The sequence below is a fragment of the Thiosulfativibrio zosterae genome, assembly GCF_011398155.1.
Classification (GTDB): Bacteria; Pseudomonadota; Gammaproteobacteria; order Thiomicrospirales; family Thiomicrospiraceae; genus Thiosulfativibrio; species Thiosulfativibrio zosterae.
Map to the genome: position 1 here is coordinate 1,891,183 of NZ_AP021888.1, position 20,254 is coordinate 1,911,436.

Consider the following 20,254-nt stretch of genomic DNA (forward strand, 5'->3'; position numbering starts at 1 on the left):
TGGTTAAGTTTTGCAGCTTATTTTCTTCGAAAAAATTGTACGCTCCCCAAACACCCCAATCAACAGAGGCAACCAATTAAAATTTTAAATTCAACGAAGATTTTAAGAATATAATTTTTAAAAATTTAACCCTAAAATCTAATCACGACAAGCTTATTGAATAGCATGAAAAACAATCGATTACTATTAATCAAACGTCATACCAAAGAGAAAAAATATGAAAACAATGCCAACATTTGATTCATTAATGAATCCTCTTCTGCAAGCCCTAGCTGAACTTGGGGGTTCTGGCTCGATTGATGAAATTTATAAGAAAGTGGCAGAAATTCAAAATATCAACGATGAAATATTATCAATCCCACACAACCCTGATAAAAGCAACCAAACAGAAGTTGCATATCGATTAGCTTGGGCAAGAACATATCTAAAAAAATATGGGCTATTAGAAAATTCAAGCAGGGGTATTTGGACACTAACTCAAAAAGGCAAGGAACAAAAAAAAGTTGATACTTCTGAGGTACTAAAGATCGTAAGGGAATTAGACAAAAAAGAACCACACTTAAAAAATAAAAAAGAAAGTGAAAATATCGAATTAGAGGACGACGATGCGCCAGAAGAGGTAAAAGCTTGGAGAGAAGAATTGCACCATCTACTGACACAAGAAATAACACCAGATGCTTTTGAAAGACTTGCTCAAAGGCTATTAAGAGAAAGTGGCTTTGTTCAGGTAGAGGTTACAGGAAAAACTGGCGATGGCGGCATAGATGGTAAAGGCATAGCAAGAATTAACGGTCTAATGAGTTTTCACGTTATTTTTCAATGTAAAAAATACCAAGGTTCAGTATCTGCTGGAGAAATCAGAGACTTTCGTGGCGCAATGGTTGGTCGCGCTGATAAGGGACTGTTTATTACAACGGGCACATTTACATCTGCAGCCATTAAAGAGGCAACTAGAGATGGCGCACCTCCAGTTGATCTTATTGACGGAGACAATCTGGCTGAAAAATTAAAGGAACTAAATCTTGGTGTAAAAACTAAGATGATTGAAGAGGTTAACTTAGATAAAGAGTGGTTCTTAAATCTTTAAGTGGAGTGACAAGCAACTGGTGCAGAAATCAAAAGGGTCGGACTCGATTGATTCCACTTTAAATTAAGCCACTAATGTCTTAGGCAAAACTGAATCACTTTGAAAACAAAAGCCGCTAAATTTGACCAGTACCCTAAAGGGCATAATACCTGGTTAAATCTAGCGGCTTTTTGGCTTTGTATTGGTTAAAAAACCAAGTGCGATGGATGTGATGAATGCATTAAATATTCCAAAATTGGATTATGCTTAACATTCATATCTTTCTGCATATACATTGGCAAATGGGTTGGTTTTTGCACCATGCCGCGTTCAATCATTTCGTTGATGGTTTTGAGATAAGCAAAGCTGGTTTTTCCGACATACAGCCCTTCTAGCGATTCTTTTTTATAGTATTGCAACGCATCTTTCACGCCACGCAAATATAAGAAATCTTTGGTAAATCCACCGCCACGATAAACGCGCGCCGTTAATCTAAAGGCTTCATCTTTATCAATACCATAGTCATTCATCAGCGTTTTATAGGTGTGTCCAAAATCATAGTGACTCACCATCATTTTGACCGCAATCACGCGCATCGCTAAGGTTTTTAAACGCGGCAAATTCATATTGCCCGTCATATATTCCGACAAAATCGCCAGCCCTTCTTGGGTATAGGTATTGCCCGGCAATCCCAGTTTAAAGACTTTTAAATCCTGTTGTTCAGCGTTCATGGTGGTGACCATGTGCACCCCCAATTCATGATGAATCAGCGCATCAATTTCGATTTGGTTCATGCGCATCGACTTGTTGATCATAATGGTTTTACGACCATTATCCACCATGGCACTGGCAATGATTTTGTCGGTCACTTCAACTTTACATTGAATTTGATAGTCGTCTAAAGCGGCCAAGAAATGTTGCTTGGCTTGTTTGGCGTCAATTGTGCGCTCTTGGGATTCTTCGTAGGGTTTGGCATACAATAAAAAATGCGCCATTTGAATATCGTCATCACTCGGCTCGCCGTAATAGCGCAGAGAGTTGTATAAAAACTTTTCTGTGCCCACGGTTGTTAAGAGGTCAATTTTGGTGGCATAGGTGTCAATAACATCGCGATACATTTGTTGAATCGACACATCGGTCACCTGACTTTCGGGCAAGCGATACAATTTCTCACGAAACTCAAACGGGTTAATTTCTAACTGTCGATAGGTAAATTGCGGCGTATAACTGCCACCACTTTCAAAAAAACGTTTCTTTTCGGTGATGATGTTACGCGGATTAATGTAACCCAGCGTTTGAATACCGCGGGCTAACTTGTGAAGTTTTTGATCTAGCTTTAAAACCGCCGGCTCAATTTTAGAGGACAACAACTGAGTACGATGATGACGCGTTTCGGGGGAAAAGTGTTTGGAAAAAAACAAAGCATTGGCCAGAATAATTTCTTTGAGTGCCGCTTTAAGTGGATTCAACACCAACGGATAGGCTTCACCGCTGAGCTCATTCATAAAGACTTTTTTGACTTCAGTGGGCAATACCAGTGTATGGACAAAATGTTTTTTGACATAGGTCGCTAGATAACCACGCCCAAAAAAAACTTCGTTTTCAGCCGAACGAGATACCAAATTTGGCAGAGTTACCATGGCCAAACTTTTATTCCAATGTTTAATCACTCGCCCCCAACGCACTTTATTGAGTTGTTCAGTGCCAATGTTAAAAGTAGGGGGTGGCGTGTCTTGATTCATACGTAAATGATTGTAAGAGTGCAAATCATAAACCAAACAACTGCCATGCAATTTTTCAAGCTTTTTAATCAATGCGCCCAGCACCTTATAAAAGCGCGAATGCTTAAGCTGACTGGCACCCTCTTCTTCAATCGACAAAGGCTGTGCCCAGACTTGTTTGCCCCAGGCCTCTTTGTACACGCAGTTTTCTGGGGCACGATTCAGGTCATATTCGTAACGCGAATCCTTGCCAATCAGCGTGATGGGCAAGGATGAAATCATTTCTCCAGTAAACGGGTCTTCTTCATACAAACGCTCTGATTCAGTGAGTTGACATTTTTCTAACAAATCGGGGCGCAGTTGATGGCCATCATGAATGGCGGTACAGATAAAAAATCCATAGTCTTCAATTTTAAGCTCAAACATCCCATCGACCAAGGCGTGAAACAACTCGCCTTTTTCGATGGCTTTAACGCACTCTTTTATAGTTAAATTAATCATCTAATAATGCCTTTACAAATTCTGTTCTACGCGCCTCGTTAAAGGTTTTGGTTTTAACCATCTGCTCTACAAAATCAATGACTTTGGTTTGCAACTTCACCCGATTCAATTTATTAATCCGCATAATACCGCCAGGACTGAGCACATTCACTTCTATCAATTTGCCATTGATGACATCGATGCCTACAAAAAACAAACCATCCCTGACCAATTTGGGCCCAATTAAAGCGCATAGGTCTTTTTCAACTTGGGTGAGCGTGTGTTTAACCACCGTACCCCCCGCATGCACATTGGAGCGCATATCGCCCGCCGCAGGTATGCGTTTCATCGCACCAATGGCTTTTCCATTGAGCATTAAAATCCGCACATCGCCCAATTCTGCGCCCTCAACATACTCTTGCAGAATGACATAGTTGCCGTCTTTGCTGCTGTTGATGTAAAAATCTAGCAGAGATCGAAAGCTGGCAATGGCTTGTTTTTCGACCAAAATGACGCCATGGCCGCCATAGCCATCTAAAGGCTTCATAATCATTTTTTCATTCGGCGAATGGCGCAACACCTTTTCTAAGTAATCGGGCGTTTTGGACACATAGGTTTTTGGAATAAAACGATTTTCAGGGTCATCAAAAGAAGAGGTATAGAGTTTATTATTGGCGATGCGTAAACCATCGATGTCGTTCATGATAAAAACATCATGGCGCACCGAATCTAAAAAGTTAAGCGCCGTCACATTAAGTGGTGGATTAGAGCGCATGATAATGGCGTCAAATCCGCCCAAAGGTAATTTAACCTGGCGAAAGCGCGCTTTTTTGTAAAAGGTGTTAATAACGCCAGGCACCTTGTCTGTTTCGATAAACACATTACAAAATGCCATGGCAGTAGATTCACGCATGGTGAGATTATGCACTGTGGCCAAAGCCACTGTGTGTTTGCGTGCCACACACTCGTGAATCATCCGCAGCGTCGAATCATTATTGGGATCGACTCTGTCCCATGGATACATCAAAAATAAAATATTCAAGCCACACCTCTCATCAAAATGGCAACTGACCTATCAACCCGAAACGCCAAATGCCAAGCCCACAAAGGTGGTCATGGCCATGGCAATAGAACCCCAAACAAACATTCGAATTGCACCCGTCATCATCGGACTGCCGCCAGTTTTAGCCGCCAAAGCGCCTAAGATGGCTAACAAAATCAAAGAACTACCGGCCACAATCCAACCTAAATTTTGCATCGGCAAAAAGGCCACCAACACCACAGGCAATCCAGCACCTGCCACAAAAGATGCGGCCGAGGCAAAAGCCGCTTGCAAAGGTTTGGCGCTGTGTACTTCGCTTAAACCCAACTCATCCCTAGCATGAGCGCCTAGCGCATCATGCGCCATTAGGTCTTCGGCAACTTTTTGAGCAGTTTCTGGCGACACGCCTCGCTGCTGATAAATGGCAGCCAACTCAGACAACTCGTTATGCCAATCATCTTCTAAGGCTCTGCGCTCCAATTCTAAATCCGCTTTTTCGGTATCTGACTGAGAACTGACCGATACATATTCGCCTGCTGCCATGGATAACGCCCCTGCCACCAAAGCCGCAACAGCCACCACCAAAATATCTTCACGCGCGGCACCGGCGGCGATGACACCTACCAATAAACTCACCACCGAAATAATGCCATCATTTGCACCCAATACGGCGGCACGCAACCAGCCCATGCGATGAGAGTAATGCTTGTGGGCTAAATGGTCGTCGATATGTGCTTCTGAATAATGACTCATGGTGCTCTCCGATTTTTAATGAATTAAAAGTTTACCTGAATACCAAACTGATAGGCTAAATCTTCTTTCTTAGCACTGGCCAAAGGACTGGATTCATAGCCATAAGAAGTGCCCAACGACAAACTGATGCGTTGCGTTAATTTAGATTCAGCGCCAAGGGTCGCTATGGCTCGGTAATGATTCCACGCATCCAACTGCGGTTGATAATAGGCTGAACCAAACCAACTGGCATGATCATTGAGTTGCTGTTTAAAAGTGGTATAAAAATTCCCACGCCCCAAATCGGTCGTTAGGTCGGTATTATTTAAAATGGCGGTTTCATGCTCATAAAAAGCGCCCATTCCAAAATGCCATTTTAATGTTTTAGCTTGTACACTTTTGCGCAAACCGGCACCCAGCAAACTGCGCTGTTTGTCATAAACCAAAGGTTCGGCTTCGTATTGTGTGAAAGCCTCCCATGCCCAAGTGGGAATTAAATCATGGGTGTGGCGTAAATGGGCAAAATAAGATTCATCATCTTTTTGCTGATTGGCTTCGCCATATTCAACAGACCCAATTAAAAAGGTGCGCGAGTGTTCTTCTACAAACTGTACACCAAACCCAACTTTCACAGCATCTTTATCGGTATTGCCTTTTTTACCTTGCCCACTCAAATTCAAACTACTGGACCAGCCCAATTGCTCGGCATCCATTCTTAAAGATTCTATATTAACAATGGCTTGCGCCGAAGTGGACAACACCAAACCAGACGCCAAACCAAAACTGAATACACTTTTCTTAATACACTTCATGCAACTTTTTCTCTTACTTTACTTCAAAATTAATAGGGTAGCCAAACCTAAGAATGACATAAAACCAACCACATCAGTCACGGTTGTCAAGATAACCGCGCCTGATAAGGCTGGGTCAATTTTCATTTCTTTTAAGACCAAAGGCACCGCAATACCTGCAATATTCGCCACGGTCATATTTATGAGGATGGCCAAGGCTATGACTAAGCTGATCATGGTATCTTCAAACCACCATTGTGCGATCACGCCAACCACGATTGCCCAAAGCAATCCATTCATCGCGCCTACCCATAATTCTTTATTGAACAACCACCAACGGTTGTTACCCCCAACCTGCCCCATGGCTAAACCCCGAATAATGACCGTGAGGGTTTGGCTGCCCGCTATCCCGCCCATGCTGGCGACCACCGGCATCAGCACCGCTAAAGCCACCACTTGCGACAATACCGCTTCAAACTGACCGATGACATAGGCGGCTAAAAAAGCGGTCGCAAGGTTAATGCCCAGCCAAATACCGCGGCTTTGCGCACTGCGCATAATGGGCGCAAATAACTCTTCATCTTCACTCACCCCCGACATATTCATCATGGTGGCTTCTGAATCATCACGGGTAATTTCTAAAATGTTTTCAATATTGAGCTGACCGACTAGGATGCCACACTCATTCACAACCGGTGCAAAGTGTAAGTCTTTAGAGCGTAAAATCATGGCGGCTTCATGGACATCCATTTCATCCAACAATGAAAAAGAGTTATACATAAAATCTGACACCAAAGCTTCTTGATTATTTTTAACCAAATCCACCAAACTCAAAGTACCTACCAGGCGATTTTCTTTATCAGTGACCATGATTTCTTGCGAATGGTCATCCAATAAATGCAGGATGCGAATATAGCGTTGCACCGTTTCTAAAGTCACATCGACCTTAACATTCACTGTTTCAGGGTTCATGTAGCGCCCAACGGTGTCGTCTCCGTAGGCCTGCAGGGCTTCTACCTGCTCACGAGTGGAGTCATCTAATTGCTCGATAACCGCATCTTTAACATCGTCTTCTACTGTATCTAATAATTCGGCGATGTCCTGAGCATCTAGGTCTTTGGCCAACTCAGAAACTTCTTCTGCGGCCATTTCCGACATCAGGTCTTCACGAATATCTTCACTAACTTCGGCTAACACTTCCCCTTTAATCGCTTCGGGCACACATTGCCAAATCAGTTCACGATCATTCGGCGGAAAAGACTCCAGTAACAAGGCGATTTCTGTATCGCTTTTGTCTTCAAAAAAAGCACAAACCGCTTCGGAGTTTTCGGCAGAAACCAAGGCTTGTAACTGCAGTAACTTGTCTTCTGAAGTGCTATTCACTTCTTCGTTTTGGCTCATAAGTTTCTCTTTTTTGGGGAATTTCGACCTCAAAAACAACCAGGCCTGGTCATTTTTAGGGGCATTTTAAGCTTAGATTTCTAAGTTTTCAGAATTGTTTTCGGGTTTCGTTGGCAAACGCTTAACAAAAACTTTCTCTGGGCGATATTGAGCTAAGCTTTCAACTTTAAAAACCCAACCTTGATAGGTCACGGTTGCACCCACCTCTGGCAATCCATTTAATTGCATCATGATTAATCCAGATAAGGTGCTGACATCCAGCGACCCCTCAAATTTCTCATTAACACGCTTTTCAAAATCATGTAACGCCATTAAACCATCTACTTCAAAACCTGCATAAATATCAATGGCTGCTTGAGTTTCTTGAATATTAGGCTCTTCGTCGTCTAACTCATCCGAGATTTCACCCACAATTTCTTCAATTAGATCTTCCATGGTTAAAATACCCACAAAGGCACCATGCTCATCTATTACAAAAGCCATGTGGTTTCGACTTTTGCGCAGTTCGTCAAAGGCTTTTTGAAGGCTCATCACCTCAGGCATAATGACCGCAGGTCTTGCCATTTCTCGCAACGCTGACTCATCTAACGATTCGTTATTTAAGATTTTATTGGTCACATCTTTTAACAATAAAAAACCCAAGGCCTTATCCAAAGAACCATCTACTAAAGGGTAGCGAGAATGGCCAAGCATTCTGATGCGTTCAACCGTTTCTTGCCATGGCGTACATACATCGATGCAATCTACTTTACTGCGAGACATCATCACATCTCTTGCAATTCGTGAATCAAATGCAAACATATTTTGAATCATGTCGGCTTTGCTTAAATCCATTTCACCGCTTTCAGAGGAGGCTTCAATCAGCTCACTGATTTCTTCAACACTGAAAATTTCTTCATGTGACGCTTCTTTAACACCCATCAATTTCAAAATACTTGAAGCAGACCAATTTAACGCGCGAGTTAAAGGGTAAGTCATTAAGTAAAAACCATGCAGCGGTAAAGCAACCCAAATGGATACCTTTTCAGGTTTGCGAATGGCATAGGTTTTAGGAACCTGTTCACCAATAACAATATGCAAGGAAGAAAAAATAATAAATCCCACTAAAAATGCACTAATATGCAACATTTCGTCAGAAAGCCCAAAAGACGCAAACAAAGGCTGCAATAACTTTGCAACGGCGGGCTCCCCAACCCAGCCTAATCCTAGCGAAGCCATGGTAATCCCTAATTGGCAAGCCGCTAAATAGGACTCTAGATTGCGTTTAATCATCAGCATCAGTTTATTGCTCAACCCGCCCTCTTTGGCCATGCTTTCAATGCGGGTCATTCTCACTTTAACCAAAGCAAACTCTGCCGCAACGAAAAAACCATTCGCTATCAATAAAATAACGATGACTGCCAAACTGGTACTACTTTCCATAAAAACTCCTGAGCTAACCGCCTAAGCCGTATATAATATTTTAACTACGAACCCCTTTGAGGCTTAAAGTTGTTCAAGAGTCACTTTTAAAGTGACTTTTTTTGTTAATCCTCACTCAAATGCCCTACATGACTCATAAATCATCTATCAATACCCAACAAGACACTGCAAAACATGACATGGCAACTTGGTCAGACAGCCAATTAGTCGAAGCCGCGCAACTTCAATTGCCGCATGTGACCCAGGCTTTTGAAGCGTTGCTGCAGCGCCATGAACAAAAGATTTATCACCTTTGTCTGAGGTATTTAGGCGATGAAGGGACTGCACAGGACATTTCTCAAGAAGTGTTTTTAAAAGTGTTTCAGCAGCTTAAAAACTTTAGAGGTGAGGCGCAGTTTAGTACTTGGCTGTATAGAATTGCCCTGAATGCCTGCCATACCCAACATGGTAAAAAAACCTTGGGCACGGATGATATTGACAATTGGTTAGATGACATACAACTGTCTATGGAAAGCGACTGCTCGGATGAAGCTGATTGCATTCAACATTGTTTAAACCAACAAACCGAACAAGAAAGAGCCGTACTTTCGATGCGATTTAATGCCGATTTATCCATTCAAGAAATTGCGGATATTTTAAGCATTAAATTGAGTGCTGCCAAAATGAGGTTATATCGTTCTATTGAGACTTTAAAAAAACATTACGAGACTTTTTGTTTATGACCCCTCAAACCCCCCAAAAAGAAGCGCTTCACGAATTTGATGTGAAGCTTGAAAAACTTTTAAAAGTTGACTCTGCCAAACAAAACCCTAAGGTGCGCCAACAGCAAATTTTACAAGGTGTGCGATGGCTAGCCACTTTACAAGCGTTTTTGCAGCTTTATTTGGTATTGTTGCCAAAAGCATTTTTAGATATTGCCAGCAAACTCACCCATAAAAACAACACCCTCAACAAGGAAAATCATCATGGAAATGAATAGTGTCAAAGACCAAATTTTATTTACCTGGGATAATTTAAGCGCCAGCTTAATGGCTATTTTGCCAAACCTAGGCATGGCCATTTTTATGCTGGCAACCGGTTTACTGATTGCGTTTTTGGTTAAAAAAATTACCTACAAATTGTTAAAAAAATTCAAATTAGATTGTGCCGCAGACCGCATCGGTTTATCGGAGACTTTAAAAAAAGCATCTATCAATCAAACGCCCTCCATGCTGGTCGCCAATTTGCTCTTCTGGCTGATTATTATTTTCAGTTTTATGACCATGGCAGACTCCGTTGGGCTGACTGGGTTCAGTGAAACTTTGGCCAAGGTTGCTTTTTACATACCCAATTTAATTGCGGCCATCGTTATTTTAATTGCAGGTCTGCTCGGCGCGCATTTTGCGCGTATCACCACAAAAGCAACACTTAAACACTTTATACCCGCTGTGAGTAATATTATTGCAAATCTCATTTATGGCATCTTGGTGGTGGTGATTGTACTCACCTCACTCGAACAGCTATCCATCGACACCTACCTGATTCAAATGGTGGTTTTAATTACATTTAGTGCCTTTGCGGTCGCCATAACGCTTTCACTCGGTTTGGGCAGTCGCCACCAGGTTCGTAAACTGTTAGCGGGCTACTATATTAAAGAGCAAGTTTCTATTGGTCAAACCGTGACCATTAATGAAAAAACCGGCAAAATCATCGGATTTAATGCCAATAGCGTTATCATTAAAACCTCAGAAGGCAAATTGATTATCCCCAATGACCAATGGCAAGAAAACACCCTACTGATTCATGAAACTCATACAGAAGCGAAAAAATAAACATGACTGAATGGATAAACACCCTCTATCAATCTGATAATCTCTGGCTAGAAAGCGCTTTTATTCTGGCGCTTTTTTTCATCTCTGTGTTGTTGATCAATGGTTTGATTTATTGGGGGCCGCAACTGTGGGCTAAAAAAACCCAGAATATGCATCTATTGTTCGCATTTAATGCTTTAAAACTGCCACTTAATTTAACGCTGTTGTTACTGGCCATCAGTCAAATATTGGCTTTGTTTAATTTGCCTCAGGCAGTTACCGACTTGATTCCCAGTCTATTTTCGAGCATAGACATTATTATTTGGGGTCAGTTTATTTACCGAACTTCCCAGTTCAGCTTAAAAAATCTCAGTCGCCAAGCCAAAACCGGTTCAATTATTCAACCGCAAACCTTGCCACTGTTAGAAAACGCCTCAGCCGTCATCATCATTTTACTGATCATTTATCTATTGTTCATTACATGGAATATCGATATGACCGCTTGGTTGGCTTCGGCGGGGATTATCGGGATTGCCATAGGTTTTGCGGCCAAAGACACTATTGCCAACTTATTGTCAGGTGTGTTTATTTTGGCGGATTCGCCCTATAAAATTCATGACTATATCGTTCTGGATTCTGGAGAACGAGGCATGGTGACCCATATTGGCTTACGCTCTACCCGCATCCTGACGCGCGATGATTTAGAAATTAATATTCCAAATGCGATTATTGCCAATGGCAAAATAGTGAACGAATCCTCTGGGCGTCATGTAAAATCTCGCACCCGCATTAAAGTGGGCGTGGCTTATGGCTCAGATATCGATTTTGTGAAAAGTCTTTTACTGGATGAAGCGGCTCAAGAAACCCAAATTTGCCAAGACCCAGAACCCCGCGTGCGCTTTAGGACCTTTGGACCATCCAGCCTAGATTTAGAACTCTTGGTTTGGATTGATAACCCAGAAATTCGCGGGCGCGTCATTGACAGCCTTAACACCAAAATTTACAAACGCTTCGCGCTAGAAAAAGTCGAAATCCCTTACAGCAAGCACGACCTTTACATTAAATCATTCCCAAAACTTTCCGTTGAACAGGACCCCTTATGAAAATCGCCATTTTATCGCGCAACGCCAACCTCTACTCTACTCGCCGCCTTATTGAAGCCTGTGAAGCTCGCGGTCACGAAGTTAAAGTCATTGATGTTTTGCGTTGTTATATGAACATCACCTCTAATAACCCACAAATTCACTACAAAGGCGAAATTTTAGAAGGTTTTGATGCGGTGATTCCGCGTATCGGAGCCTCTGTCACCTTTTACGGTACCGCGGTATTGCGCCAATTTGAAATGATGGGGGTTTACCCTTTAAACGAGTCGGTAGCTATTTCGCGTTCGCGTGACAAACTGCGCAGTTTGCAACTTTTGTCACGCCGTGGCGTGGGGTTGCCAGTGACTGGATTTGCCCATTCACCGGATGATGTTGACGACTTATTGGCAACCGTCGGCGGTGCGCCAGTGGTCATTAAGTTATTAGAAGGTACACAAGGTGTTGGGGTGGTTTTAGCCGAAACCCATTCAGCAGCCACTTCAGTTATCCAGGCGTTTAACGGTTTAAAAGCCAACATTCTTGTGCAAGAATTCATCAAAGAAGCCAAGGGCGCAGACATTCGTTGTTTTGTGGTGGGTGGCAAGGTCATTGCCTCGATGAAACGCCAGGGTCAAGAAGGCGAGTTTCGCTCTAACTTACACCAAGGCGGTTCGGCATCACTCATAAAAATCACCCCAGAAGAACGCGCCACTGCCATTCGTGCGGCGGCGATTATGGGATTGAATGTGTGCGGTGTTGACTTACTGCGCTCTAATCACGGCCCTGTGGTCATGGAAGTGAACTCTTCTCCAGGGATTGAAGGGATTGAAGGCGCAACTGGCAAAGACATAGCATCGCAAATCATTGCTTTTATTGAAAAAAATGCCAAACCGAATAACACCAAAACGCGTGGCAAAGGCTAATGGATTCGCCCGCTACACCCAAACACGCAACGGCATCTGCCGTCACTGAAACGGTTGCCAGAAAACCCAGAGTTTTGCGTAATAAAGCCATTACCATTGGCGAGCAAATCATTCTGCCGGGCGAGCGCAAAACGGTAGATTTGCAAGTGGGTAAACTCTATACCCACGGCGAACTCAATATGCCGGTGCAGGTGATTAATGGCAAACAAAAAGGCCCGGTGTTATTTGTATGCGCTGCCATTCATGGCGACGAACTCAATGGCGTTGAAATTATTCGCCGTCTGCTTAAAGTCAAATCTATGAACCGTCTTAAGGGCACTTTAATTGCCGTGCCTATTGTCAATTTATATGGTTTTATTAATCAAAGTCGCTATCTGCCCGATCGCCGTGATTTGAACCGCAGCTTTCCGGGATCGCAGTCTGGCTCTTTAGCCAGTCGTATGGCCTATTTGTTTTTAAATGAAATTGTTAAACAATGCTCTCATGGCATAGACCTGCACACAGGTGCCATCAACCGTACTAACTTACCGCAAATTCGTGCCAACTTAGAAGACCCAGAAACCCTAGAAATGGCCAATGCGTTTGGCGCACCTTTAATGATGAATGCCCCCTTAAGAGCCGGGTCTTTGCGAGCATCTGCCGTTAAAAGAAATATCCCCATTTTGCTTTATGAAGCTGGCGAAGCCTTACGCTTTGACGAATTAGCGATTCGTGCAGGGGTCAATGGTATTTTAAATGTCATGAAATCTTTAAGCATGATTCCTTCTAGCCGTAAAAAAACCACCCCCATTAAACCTGCCATTGCCAAGGCCAGTTATTGGGTGCGTGCGCCCCACAGTGGTATTTTTCGTTCCGTGGTTAAGGACGGTGATCGCGTGCAAAAAAACTCAACTTTGTTAGGCGTCGTTTCCGATCCGTTTGGTGAGGCCGAGTTTGAAATTTACCCACCTTACAGTGGCATAGTGGTGGGACAAATGGTCATGCCCTTGGTGAATGAGGGCGAAGCTTTATTCCACATTGCGCAGTTTGCTCGCACCGACATTGCCGAAGAGCGCGTAGGTACCTTTGCCGAAGAACTGCAAATGGATGATAACTTGCCTTACAGCAGCGATGATATTCCATCGGTATAGCGTTGAGTCACAAACGACAGTCTGTCGAAACCAGATGCGTTTGATGAGGATTAACCAGCCAGCCTTTCGGCATATCGGCTCGACCAATCAAAACCGGCACCTTTAAGTGTTGGCGATTGACCAGATTAAATTGCACAACCCTTTTTTGCCCCGCAAAACACAGCTGCAACGCAATCACCGGGCGAACACTGGCTGCTTGTAGCGCCGTTTTGGCTTTGATAACACTGTTTTTTAACACCGGGCGCTCTAGCGTTTTTTGACCCAATAACTCAAAACGCACCCAGGCCTGGTCGTTTTTTTCAAAGGGTTCAATGTTTAGGGCGTGCAATGAAGAATGATCAGCGCCTGTATCTATTTTGGCCTCAGCAAACAGTTGCTCGTCGGTAAAGTAAACGGTTTCTTGCCAACCCAACACTTGGGGGTCTGCGCTAGCGATTTGGCAAAAACTCATTAAAATACTCAATAGAATGAGCTGTGGCATTGGGTTTAAACAACTATTTGAGTGCGTCATTGACAAGGTTTCTCTTTGTTGAGTGGAATGATACGATGTGATTATCAGTGACTTTTGACCAGCAAGCAAAGTCTATTTATTTGTACCCAATTTGATTATTTGCAATACACTTCTGAAACCCTTTAAGGATTCGGTATCAGCCTAGGAGATGTTTTCACCCATGAATCTTTTTTTAAAAAAATTACTGTTAATTTGGTTATTTGTTTTTCCCATACAAACCTATTCTGCTACGCCCTCTTTGCCCGACTTCTCGCAATATAAAGATGTCAAAGAAAAGAAAAAAGCCTTTTTTCAGTGGATGCTTCCCAAGATTGAAAAAGCCAATCAAGATATTTTGCAAGAGCGCGCTTTTATAGAAAGAAGTACCCCCAAGAAACCTTTGTCTGCTAAATGGCAAGCACTGGTCGAAAAATATCGAATCGACCCCAAAAATAAATCCCCGCAACAAATCAAATCTCTTTTGCTAAGACGCGTTGACATTATTCCGCCTTCTTTAGCGTTAGCACAAGCCGCCAATGAATCTTCTTGGGGCACATCGCGTTTTGCCAAAAAAGCTTTTAACTTTTACGGGCAATGGTGTTTTACGCAGGGTTGTGGCCTGGTGCCTAACCAACGCTCGGCGGGCCTAAAACACGAAGTACGCAAGTTTGAAAACCCCACCGCTTCGGTGAAAAGTTATATGCGTAACCTCAATAGTCACCCTTCGTTTAAAGCACTGCGAGATATCCGCCTCAGTTTGCGCAAAGCAAACCAGCCTTTAGAGGGCAAAGCTTTGAGTGCGGGATTGTTAAGTTATTCGGAGCGTAAACAAGACTATATCAAAGAACTGAACGCCATGATTCGAGTCAACAAGCTCTCAAAATACGACTTGAAACCTTAAAATAACACGCCTAAAAGCGACACTTATGACCATTACCTATCTCCAAAACTTTTTTAACACTCAGCTAACGGCAGTATTAAGCTGGGCGCAAAGCCCCAATTTTTATCTGCAGCTGGGCGCTTTAATGACAGCTTTGCTAATCGCCTGGCTCACGGCAAAAGGCTTGTCCTCTAAATTAAAGTCTAGGTTTCCCGCGAGCGAGACCTCACCCGAGAACCCCGCAAATCGTCGTTTGGCTTTTTTACCGCTGCCCAATATTCCAAAGCTACCTGCTCTGTTTTTACCCTTAAGCAGTCTTTTGGCTTTTGCGCTGGTGATTCACCTGTTAAATGAAAACCAAGAAGCGAGTTGGTTGATTAAGATTGCGCAAGGTTGGGCCATGATTGCGTTAATTTTTTTGATCGTGCGCGACCATGTTCAAAACGAATTTGTCAGTTTTATGCTCAAATGGGTCGGCATACCTGTGGTGGCCTTGTATATTTTTAATATTTTAGGCCCGACCATTGGCTTGCTAGAAAGTTTTGCGGTGGATATAGGCGAAATCAAAATTTCTTTGTATGCCGTTTTAAGATTGTTTGTATTTGGCGCCATCTTGTTTTGGTTAGGACAAATGCTCAATCGTTATGGGCAAGGGTTGATTCGCGAAAAAGGCAACCTAGACATTCGCACCAAAGAAGTCTTTGCCAAGCTGTTTGAAATTGTTCTTTATATCGTTATTTTCTTGGTTTTACTGCAAGGCGTCGGCATAGACTTAACGGCCTTGGCGGTATTTGGTGGCGCTTTGGGGGTTGGAATAGGGTTTGGTTTGCAACAAATTGCATCCAACTTCATCTCGGGGCTGATTATTTTATTGGATAAATCCATGGCGATTGGCAACTACATCGAAATGGAAGATGGCAAAGCCGGCATCTTACGCAAACTCAATATGCGTTCTTCGTCACTGGAAACCTACGATGGCAAAATCATCGTAATCCCCAATGAAAAATTCATCACCTCTTCTTTTACCAATTGGACGCATGACGACCCAAGACAACGCTACACCCTGAATTTTTCGGTGGCTTATGATTCTGACATTCCGGCAATTCCTAAGTTGATATTGGATGCCATCAAGCAACACCCCCAAGTCTTGTTAGAACCAGAACTGCCGGATTGCGAAATTACCGAGTTTGCCGACTCTGGGGTTAACTTTCAGCTGGAATATTGGATGAGTGGCATTGATGATGGGCCTAATCGAGTGGGGTCTGATTTATTGATGATTATTTGGAAAACCCTACACGAAAATAATATTCAAATTCCTTTCCCACAAAGAGAAGTGCGAATTCTCAATCCTCAAAATTGACCTGTAAAAAAACCGCTTAACGCGGTTTTTTTAACTCAGCTGACTGTAAAATTACATTTTTGTGTGAATTTTATGCAAAATTAAATCACGAATAATCTGATCCACCGCTTGGTCAAAAGTGTAATCTGGATTGGTTAAGGTGAATACATTGTGCGATGAAACCACCTTGTGACGAATGTATTGCGAATGTTTATTAGCGACCATTTTTTCACCTAAAGAGTTTAAATAGGTTTCGTCTGTGCTGATGGTTTTAAAGGTTGGATGCCCGTGATGGCCAAGTACAATTAAAACATGATCATTGGGGTCTTCGGGTCTGTTCGCAAATAACATGGTTTACTCCTTGATTTTATGCTTGTCAGTATAAGAGATTCATTATAAAAAGCAATGCTTCTAAACCGATATAAGCTGACAAAACCTGACGAGTCTTAAACGTGCTAAATTTTAACCAGGCCTGGTTAAAATTAGGTCTAAAATAAGGTTAAACTTTAAAAATTGGATGCCATATGAAACTCAACTTTCTTTACCCCGCTTTAATCCTATCCGCCCTGACTTTAACTGGCTGTAGCCAAATTCCGGTGAATCAAGATTACGACAGCAAAGCCACTTTTACAGCGCTAACACAATTTCAGTGGTTGCCCGAAAACCAACAGGTTGAACCCACTGCCAAGAGTTTTGCAACCCAAAACCCTTTATTGGCAAAGCGCATAGAAAATGCCATCATCCAAGAAATTCAAGCTAAAGGATTAACCTTTAGCACAGAATCTGCCAATGCCTATGTCACTTACCATGTGTCTAGTCAAAGTAAATTACGCACGGTGCCCGCTTCTACCACCATCGGCTTTGGTATAGGCAGCTGGGGTCGCTACGGCGGCATAGGTTTTCAAAGTGGCCAAGATATTCAGGAATATGATGAAGGTAAAATTCAAATTGATATTTTAGATAGCAATGGTCAACTTATGTGGCGCGGCATCAGCCCCACACGGATAGTCGAACAAAGCTCGCCAGAAAAAACCACCGAGTTTATTAATGAAGTGGTGAAAAAAATATTGGCGCAATTCCCGCCCCAAAAATCTTAAATATTTTTCTCCACCAACAAAAAAGCCCAGATTAACTGGGCGTTTTTAGGTGAATCTGTTTTTAACGCTTAAACCAGCGTTTCTAAATAAGATTCGTAAGTGCCGTGATAAATATCCAAACCTTTTTCACTCATCACCAATAATCTTGTCGCCAAAGACGAAACAAACTCTCGGTCATGCGATACAAAAATAATCGTACCTGGATAATCTTCTAAAGCTTGGTTTAACGACTCAATAGATTCCATGTCTAAATGGTTAGTTGGCTCATCCAAAACCAAAATATTGGGTTTTTGTAACATCAACTTACCAAACAACATACGCCCCTGCTCGCCCCCAGACAAGACTTTGACTTTTTTATCGATGTCTTTTTGAGAAAACAGCATTTTGCCCAAAATGCCACGCACCACTTGTTCGTCATCATTAGGTGCTTTCCATTGCGTCATCCAATCCAATAGGCTCATGTTTTCTTCAAAATCATGCGCATGGTCCTGAGCGTAATAGCCAATACTGGCATTTTCAGACCACTTAACCACACCACCATTCAAAGGCGTGTCACCCACCAAGGTTTTTAAGAAGGTGGTTTTACCTATGCCGTTTGGCCCTATGACTGCTAATTTTTCGCCCACTTCAAGCATCATGCTGAGGTTTTTGAAAATGACCTGGTCGTCATAAGACTTAGAAATATTTTCCAATTCCAAGGCTAAGCGGAATAGCTTTTTGTCTTGCTCAAAACGAATAAATGGGTTTACACGGCTAGAAGGCTTCACCTCAGTCAATTCAATTTTATCAATCAATTTAGCACGAGAAGTCGCTTGTTTGGCTTTAGACGCGTTGGCAGAGAAACGACTCACAAAGGTTTTAAGTTCGTTAATCTGAGCTTGTTTTTTGGCATTGTCAGACAATAAACGTTCACGCGCTTGCGTGGCAGCAAACATATATTGGTCATAGTTACCAGGATAAACACGCAGTTCGCCATAATCCAAATCCGCCATGTGCGTACAGACAGAATTCAAAAAGTGACGGTCGTGGGAGATGATGATCATGGTTGACTTACGCTCATTCAACACATCTTCTAACCAACGAATGGTGTTAATGTCCAAGTTGTTGGTTGGCTCGTCGAGCAATAAAATATCTGGATCAGAAAAAAGTGCTTGCGCCAACAAGACGCGTAACTTCCAACCCGGCGCCACTTCAGACATAGGGCCATAATGTTGTTCAACCGGAATATCCAAGCCCAGTAGTAATTCACCGGCACGAGATTCAGCGGTGTAACCATCCATCTCACCAAACTCAACCTCTAGGTCAGCGACTTTTAAACCATCTTCTTCGGTCATTTCGGCCAAACCATAAATGCGATCTCGATCTTGTTTCACTTCCCAAAGACGCGGATTACCCATGATGACGGTATCAACCACACTGAAATTTTCGTAAGCAAATTGATCCTGTTTCAGTTTACCCAAAACATCATTGGGGTCTAATGAAACATTGCCCGCCGAAGGCTCTAAGTCGCCACCTAATATTTTCATAAAGGTTGACTTACCGCATCCATTAGCGCCGATAAGACCGTAACGATTGCCTTCGCCAAATTTGACCGAAATATTTTCAAACAATGGCTTTTCGCCAAATTGCATGGTGATGTTTGCTGTTGAAATCAAAGCAGAATCCTTAAAATTATTAACCTATTGAAATTGGGGCGTATTTTGCCATATTTAAGGTAATTTATGGGTAAATTTGACCAGGCCTGGTCATTTTTAGGCAAAAAAGGGCTCAATTGCTGAGAAATTAGCGCGACGACCCACCCCAAGTGACGATTCAGTGTGTTAATATTTTGCTCATCACTGTTTCGGCACTTAGGAGTCCATCATGAAAGTTGCTTTTTTCAGCACCACCAAAACCGATAAACGCGTCTTTAATGAACACCTAAAACCCACCTCTAACCTCGAAGTGACCTATTTTGATGCTCATCTCAATCCCCACACGGCTTTATTAGCACAGGGTTTTGATGCCATTTGCGCCTTTGTAAATGACGATCTCTCTGCGCCAGTGCTACAAGAACTTGCTGATTATGGCATTCGACTCATCACTTTACGTTGTGCAGGGTTTAATAATATCGATCGTGATAAGGCCGCAGAACTGGGTATTATGGTACTGCGCGTGCCTGCCTATTCGCCCATGGCGGTAGCAGAACATGCAGTGGCTTTAATGATGGCTTTAAATCGCAAAACCCATCGTGCTTATAGCCGAGTCAGAGACAGTAACTTTACCCTAGAAGGTTTACTAGGATTTGATATGTTTGGTAAAACGGCTGGCGTTGTGGGCACGGGACGCATCGGGCAAGAGTTAATTCGTATTTTAAAAGGGTTTGGCATGACGGTTTTGGCCTACGACCCTTTCCCGAATGAGCAGGCTAAAATTTATGGTGCAGATTATGTCACGCTTGAGGAACTCTATGCCGAGTCAGACATTATTAGCTTTCATGTGCCTTTACTGCCCTCTACCGAACACATGATTAACGCCCAAACACTGGCCACCATGAAAGATGGCGTGATGATTATTAACACCAGTCGCGGCGCACTGATGCAAGCTGAAGACTTGGTGGAAGCCCTTAAATCCCGCAAGGTGGGTTATTTGGGCATTGATGTCTATGAGCAAGAAGAAAACCTCTTTTTTGAAGACCATTCCGAAGAAATTATTGATGATGATATCTTCGAACGCTTGATTACTTTCCCGAATGTTTTAATCACGGCGCATCAAGCATTTTTTACCCAAGAAGCGTTGGATAATATCAGCCAAACCACTTTACAAAACCTGCAAGATTTTATGGCAGGACACCCCAATCCTCATAACTGTGTTCTATGTGAGCGCTAA

20 protein-coding genes are annotated in these 20,254 nt (G+C 42.7%); 11 read left to right on the forward strand and 9 right to left on the reverse strand.

Going from position 1 to position 20,254, the window contains the following annotated elements:
* Nucleotides 1-217 precede the first annotated feature (217 nt).
* On the forward strand, nucleotides 218-1,087 hold the full coding sequence (locus THMIRH_RS08745; protein WP_243831426.1) for a restriction endonuclease: 870 nt from the start codon (nucleotides 218-220) through the stop codon (nucleotides 1,085-1,087).
* Between the two features lie 185 nt (nucleotides 1,088-1,272).
* On the opposite strand, the gene THMIRH_RS08750 is transcribed toward THMIRH_RS08745, so the two are convergent.
* The 6 genes from THMIRH_RS08750 to THMIRH_RS08775 all read right to left on the reverse strand — a co-directional run bounded on the left by THMIRH_RS08750 (nucleotide 1,273) and on the right by THMIRH_RS08775 (nucleotide 8,655).
* Nucleotides 1,273-3,288, reverse strand: a complete 2,016-nt coding sequence (locus THMIRH_RS08750; RefSeq protein WP_173291726.1) for a flavohemoglobin expression-modulating QEGLA motif protein — start codon at nucleotides 3,286-3,288, stop codon at nucleotides 1,273-1,275.
* A complete protein-coding gene (locus THMIRH_RS08755) occupies nucleotides 3,281-4,309 on the reverse strand; it encodes a glutathione synthetase (RefSeq protein ID WP_173291727.1) in 1,029 nt (342 codons plus the stop codon). Before THMIRH_RS08755 ends, THMIRH_RS08750 begins: the two co-directional genes overlap by 8 nt.
* Nucleotides 4,310-4,342: 33 nt before the next feature.
* Nucleotides 4,343-5,062, reverse strand: a complete 720-nt coding sequence (locus THMIRH_RS08760) for a VIT1/CCC1 transporter family protein (protein WP_173291728.1) — start codon at nucleotides 5,060-5,062, stop codon at nucleotides 4,343-4,345.
* Between the two features lie 23 nt (nucleotides 5,063-5,085).
* Entirely contained in the window at nucleotides 5,086-5,853 is a 768-nt protein-coding gene (locus THMIRH_RS08765; protein WP_173291729.1) for a DUF481 domain-containing protein, read from the reverse strand.
* An 18-nt stretch (nucleotides 5,854-5,871) separates the two neighbouring features.
* Entirely contained in the window at nucleotides 5,872-7,233 is a 1,362-nt protein-coding gene (gene mgtE / locus THMIRH_RS08770) for a magnesium transporter (protein WP_173291730.1), read from the reverse strand.
* Nucleotides 7,234-7,305: 72 nt separating this feature from the next.
* A complete protein-coding gene (locus THMIRH_RS08775) occupies nucleotides 7,306-8,655 on the reverse strand; it encodes a hemolysin family protein (RefSeq protein ID WP_173291731.1) in 1,350 nt (449 codons plus the stop codon).
* Nucleotides 8,656-8,756: 101 nt separating this feature from the next.
* Here THMIRH_RS08775 and THMIRH_RS08780 point away from each other — a divergent pair, with 101 nt between their 5' ends.
* From THMIRH_RS08780 to THMIRH_RS08805, 6 genes are read left to right on the forward strand one after another with little or no spacing between them, the layout of a single operon-like run.
* Nucleotides 8,757-9,377: a sigma-70 family RNA polymerase sigma factor gene (locus THMIRH_RS08780; protein ID WP_207710565.1), complete on the forward strand. Its 621-nt coding sequence runs from the start codon at nucleotides 8,757-8,759 to the stop codon at nucleotides 9,375-9,377.
* Nucleotides 9,374-9,634 carry a hypothetical protein gene (locus THMIRH_RS08785; RefSeq protein WP_173291733.1) on the forward strand — a complete coding sequence of 87 codons (261 nt, stop codon included), beginning with the start codon at nucleotides 9,374-9,376 and terminating at the stop codon, nucleotides 9,632-9,634. The genes THMIRH_RS08780 and THMIRH_RS08785 overlap by 4 nt, the downstream gene beginning before the upstream one ends.
* A complete protein-coding gene (locus THMIRH_RS08790; RefSeq protein WP_173291734.1) occupies nucleotides 9,621-10,466 on the forward strand; it encodes a mechanosensitive ion channel family protein in 846 nt (281 codons plus the stop codon). The genes THMIRH_RS08785 and THMIRH_RS08790 overlap by 14 nt, the downstream gene beginning before the upstream one ends.
* 2 nt (nucleotides 10,467-10,468) lie before the next feature.
* Nucleotides 10,469-11,548, forward strand: coding sequence for a mechanosensitive ion channel family protein (locus THMIRH_RS08795; protein ID WP_173291735.1), 1,080 nt, complete (start codon nucleotides 10,469-10,471; stop codon nucleotides 11,546-11,548).
* Nucleotides 11,545-12,450, forward strand: coding sequence for a 30S ribosomal protein S6--L-glutamate ligase (rimK, locus tag THMIRH_RS08800; protein ID WP_173291736.1), 906 nt, complete (start codon nucleotides 11,545-11,547; stop codon nucleotides 12,448-12,450). The genes THMIRH_RS08795 and rimK overlap by 4 nt, the downstream gene beginning before the upstream one ends.
* Nucleotides 12,450-13,580 (forward strand): succinylglutamate desuccinylase/aspartoacylase family protein, encoded by a 1,131-nt coding sequence (locus THMIRH_RS08805; protein ID WP_173291737.1) that lies wholly within the window; start codon nucleotides 12,450-12,452, stop codon nucleotides 13,578-13,580. The genes rimK and THMIRH_RS08805 overlap by 1 nt, the downstream gene beginning before the upstream one ends.
* Before the next feature lie 7 nt (nucleotides 13,581-13,587).
* On the opposite strand, the gene THMIRH_RS08810 is transcribed toward THMIRH_RS08805, so the two are convergent.
* Nucleotides 13,588-14,091: an ATP-dependent zinc protease family protein gene (locus tag THMIRH_RS08810; RefSeq protein ID WP_173291738.1), complete on the reverse strand. Its 504-nt coding sequence runs from the start codon at nucleotides 14,089-14,091 to the stop codon at nucleotides 13,588-13,590.
* Nucleotides 14,092-14,251: 160 nt separating this feature from the next.
* Between THMIRH_RS08810 and THMIRH_RS08815 the strand changes: the two genes are divergently transcribed.
* Nucleotides 14,252-14,971, forward strand: coding sequence for a glucosaminidase domain-containing protein (locus THMIRH_RS08815; RefSeq protein WP_173291739.1), 720 nt, complete (start codon nucleotides 14,252-14,254; stop codon nucleotides 14,969-14,971).
* Between the two features lie 25 nt (nucleotides 14,972-14,996).
* Complete coding sequence (locus tag THMIRH_RS08820) at nucleotides 14,997-16,310, forward strand: mechanosensitive ion channel family protein (protein ID WP_173291740.1); 1,314 nt, start codon at nucleotides 14,997-14,999, stop codon at nucleotides 16,308-16,310.
* 51 nt (nucleotides 16,311-16,361) lie between these two features.
* Here the strand turns inward: THMIRH_RS08820 and THMIRH_RS08825 are convergent, their stop codons facing one another.
* The gene (locus THMIRH_RS08825) at nucleotides 16,362-16,640 is read right to left on the reverse strand and encodes a hypothetical protein (RefSeq protein WP_173291741.1); all 279 of its coding nucleotides are present in this window, start codon (nucleotides 16,638-16,640) and stop codon (nucleotides 16,362-16,364) included.
* A gap of 173 nt (nucleotides 16,641-16,813) precedes the next feature.
* Between THMIRH_RS08825 and THMIRH_RS08830 the strand changes: the two genes are divergently transcribed.
* Entirely contained in the window at nucleotides 16,814-17,386 is a 573-nt protein-coding gene (locus tag THMIRH_RS08830; protein WP_173291742.1) for a DUF4136 domain-containing protein, read from the forward strand.
* Between the two features lie 68 nt (nucleotides 17,387-17,454).
* Here the strand turns inward: THMIRH_RS08830 and THMIRH_RS08835 are convergent, their stop codons facing one another.
* A complete protein-coding gene (locus THMIRH_RS08835; RefSeq protein WP_173291743.1) occupies nucleotides 17,455-19,041 on the reverse strand; it encodes an ABC-F family ATPase in 1,587 nt (528 codons plus the stop codon).
* Between the two features lie 208 nt (nucleotides 19,042-19,249).
* Here THMIRH_RS08835 and THMIRH_RS08840 point away from each other — a divergent pair, with 208 nt between their 5' ends.
* On the forward strand, nucleotides 19,250-20,254 hold the full coding sequence (locus THMIRH_RS08840) for a 2-hydroxyacid dehydrogenase (RefSeq protein WP_173291744.1): 1,005 nt from the start codon (nucleotides 19,250-19,252) through the stop codon (nucleotides 20,252-20,254).